12 protein-coding genes are annotated in these 14445 nt (G+C 44.5%); 4 read left to right on the forward strand and 8 right to left on the reverse strand.

Features of this window, described 5'->3' with window-relative positions; translation table 11 throughout:
• From cpaB to R2S67_RS10285, 4 genes are all read right to left on the reverse strand, one after another.
• Positions 1–756 carry a Flp pilus assembly protein CpaB gene (gene cpaB / locus R2S67_RS10270; RefSeq protein WP_006742389.1) on the reverse strand — a complete coding sequence of 252 codons (756 nt, stop codon included), beginning with the start codon at positions 754–756 and terminating at the stop codon, positions 1–3.
• A 13-nt stretch (positions 757–769) separates the two neighbouring features.
• Positions 770–2083 (reverse strand): hypothetical protein, encoded by a 1314-nt coding sequence (locus R2S67_RS10275; RefSeq protein WP_006742388.1) that lies wholly within the window; start codon positions 2081–2083, stop codon positions 770–772.
• A 61-nt stretch (positions 2084–2144) separates the two neighbouring features.
• Positions 2145–2633, reverse strand: coding sequence for a prepilin peptidase (locus R2S67_RS10280; protein WP_041852894.1), 489 nt, complete (start codon positions 2631–2633; stop codon positions 2145–2147).
• The gene (locus R2S67_RS10285) at positions 2633–2806 is read right to left on the reverse strand and encodes a Flp family type IVb pilin (protein WP_031781043.1); all 174 of its coding nucleotides are present in this window, start codon (positions 2804–2806) and stop codon (positions 2633–2635) included. The genes R2S67_RS10280 and R2S67_RS10285 overlap by 1 nt, the downstream gene beginning before the upstream one ends.
• A 330-nt stretch (positions 2807–3136) precedes the next feature.
• Between R2S67_RS10285 and R2S67_RS10290 the strand changes: the two genes are divergently transcribed.
• Together R2S67_RS10290 and R2S67_RS10295 are read left to right on the forward strand one after the other, a co-directional pair.
• Positions 3137–3862, forward strand: coding sequence for a helix-turn-helix domain-containing protein (locus R2S67_RS10290; protein WP_182036650.1), 726 nt, complete (start codon positions 3137–3139; stop codon positions 3860–3862).
• 148 nt (positions 3863–4010) lie between these two features.
• Positions 4011–5702, forward strand: coding sequence for an AMP-binding protein (locus R2S67_RS10295; protein ID WP_048625935.1), 1692 nt, complete (start codon positions 4011–4013; stop codon positions 5700–5702).
• 68 nt (positions 5703–5770) lie between these two features.
• Here the strand turns inward: R2S67_RS10295 and R2S67_RS10300 are convergent, their stop codons facing one another.
• The gene (locus R2S67_RS10300) at positions 5771–5980 is read right to left on the reverse strand and encodes a DUF1127 domain-containing protein (protein ID WP_041852893.1); all 210 of its coding nucleotides are present in this window, start codon (positions 5978–5980) and stop codon (positions 5771–5773) included.
• A 98-nt stretch (positions 5981–6078) separates the two neighbouring features.
• Between R2S67_RS10300 and R2S67_RS10305 the strand changes: the two genes are divergently transcribed.
• A complete protein-coding gene (locus R2S67_RS10305) occupies positions 6079–7029 on the forward strand; it encodes a LysR substrate-binding domain-containing protein (RefSeq protein ID WP_065645470.1) in 951 nt (316 codons plus the stop codon).
• A gap of 118 nt (positions 7030–7147) precedes the next feature.
• Here the strand turns inward: R2S67_RS10305 and fusA are convergent, their stop codons facing one another.
• A complete protein-coding gene (gene fusA / locus R2S67_RS10310; RefSeq protein ID WP_012841459.1) occupies positions 7148–9238 on the reverse strand; it encodes an elongation factor G in 2091 nt (696 codons plus the stop codon).
• Positions 9239–9453: 215 nt separating this feature from the next.
• Entirely contained in the window at positions 9454–10833 is a 1380-nt protein-coding gene (gene radA, locus R2S67_RS10315) for a DNA repair protein RadA (protein ID WP_046875036.1), read from the reverse strand.
• Positions 10834–10969: 136 nt separating this feature from the next.
• Between radA and R2S67_RS10320 the strand changes: the two genes are divergently transcribed.
• The gene (locus tag R2S67_RS10320) at positions 10970–13318 is read left to right on the forward strand and encodes a PilZ domain-containing protein (protein ID WP_317343685.1); all 2349 of its coding nucleotides are present in this window, start codon (positions 10970–10972) and stop codon (positions 13316–13318) included.
• 64 nt (positions 13319–13382) lie between these two features.
• On the opposite strand, the gene serB is transcribed toward R2S67_RS10320, so the two are convergent.
• Positions 13383–14363 (reverse strand): phosphoserine phosphatase, encoded by a 981-nt coding sequence (gene serB / locus R2S67_RS10325; RefSeq protein WP_006742382.1) that lies wholly within the window; start codon positions 14361–14363, stop codon positions 13383–13385.
• Positions 14364–14445: the final 82 nt, after the last annotated feature.

Here is a 14445-nt window from a genome sequence, read left to right on the forward strand (position 1 = left end):
CTAATTGCTGACTCGGACACTGGATGCCTGAGATCCCTTAATAATGGTCACACTAGGTCGTGGCGTGTATTTTCTTGCTACAACAGGTTTATCCACTTCATGAGGGTTGCGTAGAGCAAGTTGAATGTCGCCTTTGCTGTTCGCCGATAAGAGCTTTTCTGCCTCTTTCGGTGTTACTTCTAAAGTCACCGCACGCACAATAACGGGTTTGTTATCATTGGTTTTGGCTGTTTGGTCGACCGCAAGAACGTTGATGTTTTTAAGCACCGTTTTTGTTGTGGCGTTTTTACCTTGTCCATAACTCACGGTATTCAATACATCGACCTTATTGCCCGGTAACAAGAACCCAGCCACACCGATAACGTCATTAACACGAATGGTGATTGCTCGTTTGTTTTCAGGGATTAAAGCAGCAAGTGTCGCGCCCTCACCGGGCAATGCAAGACGATTCGAATTAACCAGCTCGCCCGCATAAATGGTATTGGCAACAATTCTTCCCAATGCCTGTTCTTGTACTTTTAGCGTTTCATCGTCTATCCAATCCACTTCCATGAGCTTAGTAGACAAATGTTTCTCAGATAGAATGGTCCCTGGCTCTAGTTCCATGGCGGCAACTAAAACTGGGTGTCTTTCGACCTCTTCTAACTCGACAGTTGGTTGGTTTCTGCCATCCATCCATTGTTTAGCGATCAGCACGGCGGCAAGGCCGAAAACAATGGAGAGCAACAGCAACATGATGACTTGAGTCCGACTCATAATTTAGATCTCCCTATTCATCCACTGTGAAGTACAGTCCCCAGGCACGGGTTAAAATGTCTGATGAGACGACCTTCTCTTTCCCTTCGAACACCAAAATATCGCGGCTAATACCGAGTAAGTCTTTTGGTAAACAAGGGTAGTTGGCGACATCATTGTCGCGATGTAACTGACTTAACGTATCGAAAAACTCAGGCACAAGCGTCATTTGGTAATCTTTAGCAAGCGAAACCCAAAGCGCTTGATAATCTGTCAAACCAAGCGGTGTAAACTCGATCTTGTAACCCAAACGACGTAAAAAAGCGGGGTCTGCAATTTTGCTTGGTGCAAAGTTGGAGGAGAATGCCAGAGTGAGCATAAACGGCACCGTGACTTGTTGACCATTTGGCAAAGCTAAGTGGTCAAATAAGTACTCCATTGGAACGATCCATCTGTTTAGCAGGGCATCAACAGGCATTGACTGACGACCAAGGTCATCAATCACCAAGATCCCGTTGTTAGCCATCATTTGCAGTGGCGCAATCCATACACGATTATGCTCGCTGTGGTTTACCTCAAGCATATCCAATGTCAGCTCACCGCCCACTTGAATGTTTGGTCTTTCACAAAGAACCCAGCGTTTGTCGTAATGCGTTTCCAACTTAACGAAAACCTGAGAATGGGAGTTGTCTAAACGACGGTGATGATGCTCTGAGAACACTTTGATGATGTTGCCATCGGCATATACGGCATAAGGAATGAATACCGAAGTGTTCATTGCATTGAGCACTCTTGATGCGACGTAACTTTTACCGGTACCCGCATGACCATACAGCAACAAAGCACGACCCGAGTTAATGGCCGGCCCTAAAACGGGTATCAAATGATCCGAACCAAACACGTCAGACAGCGCTCGCTCAACATCATTGCGATTAATAGGATGCTTGCGAAGATCTTGTCCCTCAACAACCGTCCAATATTCTTCCAAAGAGACGGGAACAGGACCGATATACGGATCTTTTCTATACGCAATATCTGCTTCTGCAAGCCCAAGCTCAGTTAAACTGTAGCGTACGTTGGAATACGATGTACTCAACTTGTCTGATGCTGGCTGATAAACTTCTACCCAACTTCGCTTTCTTAACTGCGCCAAAGCAAGCTCGACAATATTCGAAACAATACAAAGCCGTTGCGTTAATTCGATTAAGTCACATTTGGGATAGGCAGACAGATGTTTCAACACTAGGTTTTCAACAACTGAAGACGGCACGCCAAGACCCTCGACAGACGAAGGCACCTTTGGTGGATTTATTTGTGGCACGAGTTTTTCCCAATACACAGAGCCCATCACACTTCCCCTCTTGAAGTTGCCTAGTCAACTGATGCTGCATGCCATTTTTTATTATTATTTAATGGGTGTAGGAGAAATAAGCTAATCCAATTACGATTATCGGCGCGAAAGGAATGACTAACGGCTTATTAGACCTAAAGCCTGGTGTTACTTTTTCTAAGCAATACCCTTTTATCTGGTGTGATAGAGCAACACTAGTCGATGACACGTGTAACATTAGATAAAAAATGCCCACGATGCCTCCAGCAAGTATTATTCCAGTAGACGCTTCCCCAAGGTTACTCAGACCCAGCCATGCCCCTATGACGGCGAGCAACTTAACGTCTCCTCCAGCCATTACTTTGAACAGATACAGCGCGAAACACACTGCAAACGCAACCAACCCACCATATAAATGATCCAAGCCACTTGTTGCTGGGTTGTAAATTACGTTTGCAGTAACAGCAACCAAAAGCATAAGCACCGCTTTGTTTGGTATTCTGTGTTTCTGAGCGTCTGATACTCCAATCGCAATAAGCAATGACCAAATAACTAACTCGCTAACCATTACGAGCTGCTGATACGACCAGCTACTGAAGTAAACTTGTTAGACAAAGTCGTCCAGAAGCCTGAAGTCAAGAACGCTGTAACAATTAATGCCGCACCTAGAATGTACTCTAAAAGTGTTAGCCCCTCTTCATCTTCCATGAAGTCCTTGATTAGATTGCGAAAGTTATCCATATGATTATCCCCTTTAACGTATCTCGCTATTAATGATACAGGTCTCATGTGCACCTGAATCATGCTTAAACATTAGTCACCGAGAATTAGGGGGGTTAGGACTTTTTTGCCAAAGGTTGGTACTTTCTTGCCTACCTGCGCTTCAGAATCAAATTGTATCAATAACGAGACACATCACCACCAACTATGTGACACCTTTCACACTTGCAGTATGACTATATAAGCCTAAGCTTAATAAACGAAAGGGTGAGGTCTGAAGCTCAAGGAATGAGGCTCGACTGACCTCAATACATACTAACGTTGGTGTAGTACGTACTGAGCGGGATTCATATGGATAGACTGACCAAAGCTTATTGGATTGGAGAGACTCTTTGCTCGCTGCCGGAATCACTTCGCTGTGAGTTTGATAAGAGCTTTGAGATTATGGACTGTAGCAAAGATATCTCTGTGCTTAGCGATAAAGAACACAGCTATTTCTTCTACTACATGACTTGCGATCATCGAGAGCACCTGAAAGGCGTCATCACGCTCTGTGAAAATCTCGACAAAAAACTGATCGTTATACATCCAACCGGTATCGAGCCTCACTTACCGCCAAAGCATATTTGTGCGGAATATTATACGTTGAATGAAATCACCCTCCCGATTTGGCTATCACAGATAAAATTGAAATACTTTTTGCACAGCAAGGTCGACGAAGAACAAATTTCGGTCGATAAACTCTTTTCTCGAAGCGGAAAGTCGAATTTTTCTGACGTGGTTCATTACATCGCCAATAACGTCCATAAAGACCTAAGAGAAGAGGAAGCTGCTGCGCTTTGTCACTACTCACCGAACTACTTTTCCAAAGTATTCCATCGCAAAGTTGGTATGTGCTTTCGTGATTATGTCACTGCGAAACGCATTTCATTAGCAAAGAAAATGCTCGTTGAAAATGAATCCATGAAAATTGCCTACATCGCTTATCAGTGTGGATACCGAGATGTCTCTTACTTTTCTCGAATTTTTAAGAAAAAAACAGGCCTGTCCCCAGCGAATTATCGGCAACAGTTTTAGGCGCTATTAGTACCGACTTTAGGGGTAACTAACGCTATCCTCCCCACATATTTCATCAAAATGCATTCCCGTGTCGTTATTTAACATGCTAAAGTTAACAATGCGTTAACAATTATAAATACAACGAGAAGACATGGAGTCACTAAAAATGAATCAGCCGAATCTAAACAGCGCTGCTGGTTGCGCTCTCCCACCACCAAATGAAATGATTCTCAAATGGGCTCAAGAGCGTCCAAATGAGGTCTATCTAAAACAAATTATTAATCGACAATTTGTTGAATACACGTTCGCTGATGTTGCCGATCAAGCCTTAAAACTCGTCAGTGCACTACGCAACCTCGGAGTACAGCCTGGTGACAAAGTAGCATTAGTATCTAAAAACTGTGCAGAGTGGTTTATTTGCGATCTTGCGATGATGCTTGGCGATTATGTCAGTGTGCCAATCTTTCCTACCGCCGGCGCGGACACCATCGAATACTGTGTGACTCATAGTGAAAGTAAAGCGCTCATTGGCGGAAAACTCGATGATCCTAAAGCAACCCAGCAAGTCATTGATGCAATGCCGGAGCTCATTAGTATCTCGCTCCCCTACGATACTGCACCAAAATGTCAGTACGAATACCAAGCACTCATTGCCGATGCAATGCCAAGTGAAGAGCGTCCACAGCACTACGACGATAAGCTAATGTCTTTGGTGTATACCTCTGGTACGTCAGGATTACCGAAAGGTGCGATGCTGACCTACGGAGCGTTTAACTGGTCAGTACAACAACTGATAAACCATATCGGTATTCAAGAAAATGATCGCCTATTTTCTTACTTACCTTTGGCTCATATTACAGAGCGCGTCTACATTTTTGGCTCATCCATCATGGGTGGTGTACCAACAGCATTTCCAGAATCATTGGATACCTTTATCGAAGATGTAAAAATGCACCGCCCGACTCTGTTTATCTCAGTCCCGCGATTATGGACGCTATTCCAACAACGTATTCAAGACAAACTTCCACAGAAGAAGCTCAACATTCTATTGAAAATCCCATTCGTCAATTCTCTGATCAAGAAAAAGCTCGCAGAAGGATTGGGGTTGGATCAGGCTCGAGTATTAGGCTGTGGCTCTGCCCCGGTATCACCAGCACTGCTGGAGTGGTACCACTCTGTAGGACTCAATATTACTGAAGCTTGGGGCATGACAGAATCATTTGCCTATAGCACGCTCAACTACCCATTTAGAGCTGACAAAATTGGTAGTGTCGGTAATGCTGGACCAGGTATTGAGTTAAAAATCGCTGACGATGATGAAATCATGGTACGTGGCAAAGGGCTATTTTCTGGCTACTACAAAAATGACATTGCCACCCAAGAGTCTTTTGATTCAGAGGGCTGGCTACACACAGGCGATATAGGCTCTATCGACTCAGATGGTTACCTAACCATTCAAGGCCGTAAAAAAGATAACTTTAAAACCGCCAAAGGTAAGTTTGTCTCTCCAGTTCCTATCGAGAAAAAACTTTTCGAATACAGTCGCGTAGAGATGATGTGCCTCATCGGTTTAGGGCTACCAGCCCCGATTCTTTTGGTTGTGCCACATGATTTTCCTAACTTTGATCGGGAGCGGTACGCACGAACCACCCGCAAAGTCATTGCAAAAATGAATCAAGAACTTGCCTCTCATGAGCAAATCAAAGGCGTATTAATGATTAAAGAGCCTTGGAGCATTGAAAATGGCGTATTGACGCCAACACTCAAAATTAAACGTCATGTGCTTGAGCAAAAGTATCATGAAATTGGTCACAACTGGCCGAAAGGTGAATTGGTCGTGTGGGAAGAAGACTTATAGCCTTGTCTGCACTCCTCAATACCATTGGGGAGTGCAGTTTAATTCTGAGCTTGAATCAAACTCATAAACTACTCTCTCCAAAAAGGCTTCCTCACTTCACTATTAATCTCCTTTTCATCTAATCCTATATCATCCCAAAGATGCTCTGGTAACTCTCTCAAGTGACGACGTGTCTTGTAGTTTCTTCTCCAACTAGCAAGTTTAGAATAAATTAACTGTAATCCGGTCTGATGGTCAGCTGGTAAAGTGCGCTCACAAGTGTGTGTCATGTTTTCCATGTAACCAACTCCTATAACAATGTTGACCACTTAATAATCAGCGACTACGCTGATATCCTCAAACGATAGAATCTGCCATTGAGTTAAGGAAAACTAATGTGAAAGATCGAATGCCTCCCTTACAGGGCTTGTATTACTTCTTCGTTGCAGCAAAGGAAGGAAGCTTTAAAACAGCGGCAAAAGAATTGTTTGTTACGCCAGCTGCCATTAGTCAGCAAATTCGTCATCTTGAAGAGTTTTTAGGAACGGACTTATTTGTTCGCCAGCACAGAAAAATCGTGCTCACACCTGAGGGAGAGCTGCTGTTTACTCAGGCTGAAAGAGGGTTTGCTCATTTGCAGCAAGGGGTTAGATTGGTTAATCAAGATCCTAATCCTAACCACCTTTCGATATCAACACTCCCCTCTTTCGCTCACCATTGGTTAGTCCCGAAAATTACGGCTTTTCGTCAGCGTCACCCTGATATCGCCTTACTATTAGAACCAACCAATGATTTGGTGTCTTTTCAAGATAGTCAGATCGATTTGTGTGTCCGTTACGGTTTAGGAAAATACCCTAATTTAGAATCACAATGGCTAATGGATGAAGCTTTTTACCCTGCCTGTCACCCTGTATATCAGAAAGAGCACGGCATCTATCGCATTGAAGATTTAAGCAAAGCAGAGCTCATCGAAGACGTTTGGCCAGATCTGGACTGGAACATGTGGTTAGCGAGACTTGGTCATTCAGCGGCAAAGCCTGCTTTAAAATACAGTGGCTCACACTTAGTGTTAGAAGCTGCGTTATCACTACAAGGCGTAGCGCTCGTCAAACACAGTTTAGCTCATCAATATTTCCGTTCAGGCAAACTGGTCCGAATTGGTGATATAGCCATTAAACCCAAATTTGCGTATTACCTGTGCGCTCCAAAAGGCTACTTAAAGCGACCTAAAGCCCAATTGTTTGCACAATGGTTGAGAGAAGAAATAGAAACATTTGAAAAGTCAGTGATACCAGATTTTAAAACCATCGACCTCAATGTTAGTAATACTGGCTCAGCTTCAGAATAGTCGGTAAACAACACCAAAGACGTATATCAGCGAAACAAAAACGCGCTGTGTATAAGCGGTTAGATACAAAAAGCCCCGCACTAGGCGGGGCTTTCAAGTTATAGAGTTAACTTAAGAATTACTTCTTAGCGTTACGCTCTTTAACGTCAGCAATTACTTGCTCAGCAACGTTTGCTGGACATGGTGCGTAGTGTGAGAACTCCATAGAGAACTGACCACGACCAGAAGTCATTGTACGTAGAGTACCGATGTAACCAAACATTTCTGATAGAGGTACATCACCCTTGATACGTACGCCAGTAGACGCAGCTTGTTGGTCTTTGATCATACCACGACGACGGTTAAGGTCACCGATTACGTCACCAACGTGATCTTCTGGAGTGAACACGTCAACTTTCATGATTGGCTCAAGAAGTTGCGCGCCAGCTTTAGGCATAGACTGACGGAATGCGCCTTTAGCAGCGATTTCGTAAGCGATTGCTGAAGAGTCAACTGCGTGGAAACCACCGTCGAATAGTTCAACTTCAACGTCTAGAGTTGGGAAGCCAGCTAGAACACCGTGCTCCATCATTGACGCAAAGCCTTTCTCAACTGCAGGCCAGAATTCTTTAGGTACGTTACCACCAACAACTGTTGACTTGAACGTGAAGCCAGAGTTTGGCTCACCTGGTTTGATGCGGTAATCGATCTTACCGAACTGACCAGAACCACCAGACTGTTTCTTGTGCGTGTAGCTGTCTTCGATTGCTTGAGTGATAGTTTCACGGTAAGCAACCTGTGGAGCACCAACTTCTAGCTCAACGCCGTAAGTACGCTTAAGGATATCTACCTTGATGTCTAGGTGAAGTTCACCCATACCTTTCAGGATAGTTTCGCCTGAATCTTCATCAGTCTCAACTTGGAATGATGGATCTTCTGCAACCATTTTACCGATCGCGATACCCATCTTCTCAGAACCGCCTTTATCTTTAGGCTTAACTGCGATAGAAATTACTGGATCTGGGAAGATCATTGGCTCAAGAGTACATTCGTGCTTAGGATCACATAGAGTGTGACCAGTTTGAACGTTCTTCATACCAACTACAGCGATGATGTCACCAGCTTGTGCTGAATCGATCTCGTTACGCTCGTCTGCGTGCATCTCAACCATACGGCCGATACGCTCTGTTTTACCAGTTGCAGAGTTAAGTACTGTGTCACCTTTCTTCATCTTACCAGAGTAGATGCGGATAAAGGTTAGAGCACCAAAACGGTCGTCCATGATCTTAAATGCAAGCGCACGTAGTGGCTCGTCTGCAGATACAGTCGCAACTTCACCAGTTGGCTCACCAGTCTCTGAATCAGTTAGAGGCTGTGGATCAACTTCTGTTGGAGATGGTAGGTAATCAATTACCGCGTCAAGAATAAGTTGGATACCTTTGTTCTTGTACGCTGAACCACAGTAAGTTGGGAAGAATGCTAGATCACGAGTACCTTTACGGATACAACGTTTGATGTCTTCTAGAGATGGCTCTTCGCCTTCTTCTAGGTAAGCCATCATTAGATCTTCGTCTTGCTCTAGAGCAGTTTCGATTAGCATTTCGCGGTATTCAGCAGCTTTTTCTACCATGTCTGCTGGAATATCTTGAACTTCGTAGTTCTCTGGCTGGCCAGACTCATCCCATACGTAAGCTTGTTGGCTTAGTACGTCTACAACACCTACGAAATCTTCTTCGATACCGATAGGTAGAGTCATAACTAGAGGTGTAGCACCTAGTACGTTTTGTACTTGATCTACAACTTTGTAGAAATCTGCGCCCATACGGTCTAGTTTGTTAACGAAGATCAGACGTGATACGTGTGATTCGTCAGCGTAACGCCAGTTAGTTTCTGACTGAGGCTCAACACCACCAGAACCACAGAATACACCGATACCACCGTCAAGTACTTTTAGAGAACGGTAAACTTCGATAGTGAAGTCAACGTGTCCAGGAGTATCGATGATGTTTAGACGGTGATCGTTCCAGAAACAAGTTGTTGCTGCAGACTGGATTGTGATACCACGTTCAGCTTCCTGCTCCATGAAGTCAGTTGTAGTTGAACCGTCGTGTGTATCACCGATCTTATGGATCTTACCAGTTAGCTTTAGGATACGCTCTGTAGAGGTAGTTTTACCCGCGTCTACGTGAGCAAAAATACCAATGTTTCTGTATTTTGATAAATCAGTCATTGTCTTACTCTGTTAATAAGGTATAAAGTGCGCGCAGAGTATATCACATTCTGTCAATACTGATACCCTTGCGTGCGGATGGAAGAAAAAAAATTTTAACGTGAAATTTCCGTCCCCAAAGCATAGTCAAACACAGCAATTTATGTACTTTATTCGCATTTTATTGAGGACGGATAGAACAGTTTGTGATTCCACAAATACCATTCTTATGAGCATTACAGCTCGTCAAAAGCCTCTATGGCTTCCGACAATTTCTTAACGCCGTGAATTTGCATGCCAGGAATGCCGCCTTTCGGCATGTTGGCTGCAGGCACAATGGCTTTCTTGAAACCATGTTTGAACGCTTCATTCAAACGTTCTTGCCCACTTGGCACAGGACGGATTTCGCCTGCAAGCCCGACCTCACCAAAAATAACCACATCTTTGGGTAGTGGACGGTCACGAAAACTCGATAAAAGCGCCATAACTAACGCAAGATCGGCACTCGTCTCCGTCACCTTAACACCGCCAACCACATTAACAAAGACATCTTGGTCTGCCATTTGTAAGCCACCATGCTTATGCAACACAGCGAGCAAAAGTGATAAGCGGTTCTGCTCCAAACCGACCGCAACACGGCGAGGGTTTGCCAATTGCGAGTAATCCACCAACGCTTGAATCTCTACTAATAGAGGACGCGTACCTTCCCACACGACCATAACAGAAGAACCTGATGTTTCTTCTTCACCACGAGAAAGGAAAATCGCGGATGGGTTACTCACTTCTTTCAACCCTTGGCCTGTCATTGCAAAAACACCGAGCTCATTCACAGCGCCAAAGCGGTTTTTATGACTACGCAATGTGCGAAAGCGGCTATCAGTACCACCATCAAGCAGCACTGAACAGTCTATAATGTGCTCAAGAACTTTAGGGCCCGCAAGGGTACCATCTTTTGTTACGTGACCAACAATAAATACCGCGACGTTATTCTGTTTTGCGTATCGTGTCAGAGCAGTCGCAGATTCACGTACTTGAGCAACACTGCCCGGTGACGATTGAACATCTGAAACGTGCATTACCTGAATCGAGTCAATCACCATAATGCGAGGTTGCTCTTTTTCGGCAATTTGGCAAATTTTGTCGACGTTTGTTTCCGATAACATCTTTAAGTGCTCTTTCGGCAAGCCCAGTCGAGAAGCTCGCATTGCTACCTGCTGCAACGATTCTTCACCGGTTACATAGAGCGTTGGCATTTGCGCAGACAAACTACACATGGTTTGCAGCAGCAAGGTGGATTTACCCGCGCCAGGGTTACCACCAATCAAAATAGCAGCGCCGGGTACAACGCCCCCACCTAATACGCGGTCAAGTTCTTTAAACCCACTGGTGAAGCGTGGCACTTCCTGCAGATCAATTTCAGATAACGTTTGAACTGTTGCTTCTGTTGCGGAACCCGCGTAGCCGGATAAACGTTCATTACGAGCAACCGTTGGCGATGCAGCGATACGGACTTCTGTTATCGTATTCCACGAACCACATGCGTTACACTGCCCCTGCCAACGGGGAAAGTCCGCGCCACAATCATTACAAACATACGCTCGTTTTGCTTTCGCCATGATGCCTCGATTTTTTCTACAAATGTGACTAAGCACAGCCAAGTCAGACCTTAACTGAAATGAACTATTGATATACTTAAGTTTTACTTCGCTTAGCCGATACAATTTAAAGTAACGACATACTCTAACAGAAATAATGCAGCAATCTGAAATTCTCTCGATCGCAGAACGACTCATTCCCGTTTACGGTTCGGATGACTTTGACTTTGTCCTTGGCCAATTGACCGAGGAAGAGCCGCCTTCGGCCAAAATCTTAGTGAAAATGGAACTTAACCGCTTGATGGCTCCGTGCAAAAAAAGCATCGATCTGCGCGGTCGCGTCCAAGGTGAATGTCGCGAGTATATTTTGGATGGTATTCCACATTGGTTAGATGACGTTGCTTTCAACGCTTACCATAAAAACATCAAAAAGTTTGGCGGCTACACTGAGGGAATGTGGGAAGCTTTGGTCAACACGCGGAATAACTTTCGCGTAATGAGCAAACGTCTTACTCAACAAAAAACGCAATCGTTAACGGATCCTAAAAGCCCTTTCTTAGCGGAGCCTGTTCACCTCGGCTATGACTTAAAGCGCCAAGAAAAGCGCTTGAAAGTCCAATCTCAAGTCGAGATTTGCCGCTCTAAAGGGCAACTTCTGCATGGGTTAAGCATTGACTTATCCTGCTCTGGCGCAAAGTTCAAAGTCCCAAGTGCGTTTAAATATAACCTTGGGGAGATTATTCAGGTCACGTTTACTGAATTTGCCAGCAAATCTCAGGTTGCCGGAATAGAGAAACCGCTGGCGTACCGCATACTTGCGGTTGATGACTGTTACGAGAATGACTCAGTTCGATACCTCAGAACCATACGTTTAACTGAAACCAATGTCGTTACTCGAGTGATCGATGAAGCGCTCAACAGCGCAGCGAAAAGAGCTCGTCACGATAATCAAGATAAGATCATTCGAGCTCGAACTCGTGGTTATGAGCACATCGCGCTTAAGCACACCAGCAGCTTACCTCTATTCTTTGATGGCAGTGAGCTGAAACTCGCTATGTTGACGCCAAACAATCAAAAGCTTTGGCAGTACTGGCATGATGAAAGGAACCAGCAAATGTTTGGATCCTTATTTAATGAGAAGCGAGTCGCGTCACTCATTAAACCTGGCGTTAAAGGCACCACAAACGTCCTTTATTCATTTACTCACGAGCACGAAAACCGAACCTATTTCTATTCGATGCTTCGTCCTGAGGCCACTCGTGAACAACGCCAGCTATTTTGGCATTTAGGTGCTAAACGTGAAAGTTGGCGCGCGTTTAGAATTTCGATATTTGAACTGTCAGAGCAAGAACAGGAAGACTTAGCCGCTTTCTCTCCGCAGTTAGCTGAAACGTCCCAATCATTGACTCACATTGGCATCTTGCAAGAAATTGCTGACGAAAAATCAGGGCAGGATTATCTGCTCACTGAAAAGCCGCGCTTACCCGCAAATACGTTAAATGCATTTCGCCATCCGAGAAGGATTATAGGCAACCCGAAAGGCATTTATTTTGATGCCAAGTCTCGTCGTAAAGAGCCACGTTACCGATTTAAGACCCCAATAGAACTGCGTTCTGGGCCCGTCACAGCGATCGGCAGCACCGTCGATATTTCAAAGCGAGGGCTCGGCATTAAACTGGACGAACCTACCATGTTGCGCTCTGGGCAAGAGGTTCAGATAAACTTCCGAGAGTTACAGCTCTACGACAAAAAGCTGCCTTTAACGTCGGTGCCATACCGCGTAATTCGTGTTAGCCCAGATGGCTGTAGCGTACAGTTAGTTATTGATGAAAGCAGCCACACCATTAAAGTGATCGCCTTTTTCAACAGCATTATCGAGCACAATCAAGATAAGTTGATCCCGCAAAAAGAGATGCTACCGAGTAATGCGTTACTTGAAAGACTGCACAGCATGTTGCTCTCTCGAACTCTGAGCACACCCATTTTTATCAGTAAAACAGCGTCCTCTTCAATCAAAACCCCCGTTATTGGAGTGAATTTGCCGCTACCTAAGCACATTGAGCTTTTTGCACGCCTTGGGCACGATCAATTGTTGTCACTTGAACCTATCTTTAAAGGTCGAACAAGCACATTAATCGCAGAGCCGATAAAGCGTGTAGAGGGAGCTCAAGCAAGGCATCAGGATATCTACATTAGCGCAGCCAAAGTCGGCAATAAAATTACAGGCATTGAGTCTAAGCTTCATCAAGAGTTCAATAGCGTAAAAGAACGGATTCAATTTATAAAGAAAGCGCGAATGATGGGTGACTTCTACGTGATTCGCTTATCTACAGCCCCAATTTTCGATCCGATGACATCGTTGCTGCAACAAGACTTAAGTGACTTAACCCAATTTGGCGTACATCAAGCGAGCAAATTAGAAAAGGAGCTGACCGCTTTGGTCGGTTACAGTGAGTTTGAAGACATTACGGAAGAGGTTGTAATTAGATTGGAGTTAACCGAGTAAATTTAGAGCCATACCAAGTCAACGAAAAACACCGCCAGAAGAGCGGTGTTTTTGAATGTATAAATTAAGGTTTTGCTTTCCAGCTGACCTTTTGCTGCTTCACCAGTGCACCAGATAAAATACAGAGCACACCGCCTAAGCCTGCAAAGCGAATCGCAGATTGCGCTTGAGCTTCCACTTTAGGTTTTGCGTGGTACGCGATACCTAAGCCCGCCACCGACATCATCACAAGATCGTTAGCGCCATCACCGACAGCAACCGTGTTGTGCTGCTCAATTTCGTATTCATCCGCCAACTCCACCAGGATATCTGACTTCATCTGCGCGGTAACCACATCGCCAAGTACGTTCCCCGTGAGCTTACCATTAATGATTTCCAACTGATTAGAGCGAGCAAAATCTAAATCGACTTTATCTTTGATATAGTCCGAGAAGTAAGTAAAACCACCGGAAGCAATCGCTGTTTTCCAGCCTAGTGCTTTTAACGTTGCGATTAACGCTTCAAAGTCCGGCATAAATGGCAATTGGGAACGAACTTGTTCAAGAATTGATTCATCAGCACCTTTGAGCTTGCCTACGCGTTGACGCAAACTTTGCTCAAAATCCAGTTCTCCTTGCATCGCACGTTCAGTAACTTCTGCCACCTCATCCCCGACTCCGGCCAATTTTGCGATTTCATCAATACACTCTATCTGGATTGCCGTTGAGTCCATGTCAAATACAATCAAACCTTGGGTTGAGAGATCTGGCACTTCATTAAGCGAGGCGTAATCCAAGTTGAGGCTTTGTAAGATCGTTTCGTGTTGAGGGGTCAACTCTCCTGCCATCAAGGCGACTTCATATTGGCCAACTTTCCACGTTTCTAACACGGGGTTGTAGACACCTGTGAAGAAATCAATGTCTTCAAAATGACGTGGCGAAAGGTATTCTGCAAACACTATCCAGTTTGCTTTTGCTTTATCTAGTTGGGAGGCAAATCGAGTCTCGGGTAATCGTTTTAAAAGTGTCGTATGTTTTCTGATAGGCAAGCTTTTTGACGCGTCCATGTATATAATCCCTTATGACTTTGCTAAAACGTTACCTCAACAAACTAAAAAGGCAAGTCTTTGTTTTATTTTAAATGGATGA

Source organism: Vibrio sp. T13N (genome assembly GCF_032970445.1).
Lineage (GTDB): Bacteria > Pseudomonadota > Gammaproteobacteria > Enterobacterales > Vibrionaceae > Vibrio > Vibrio diabolicus.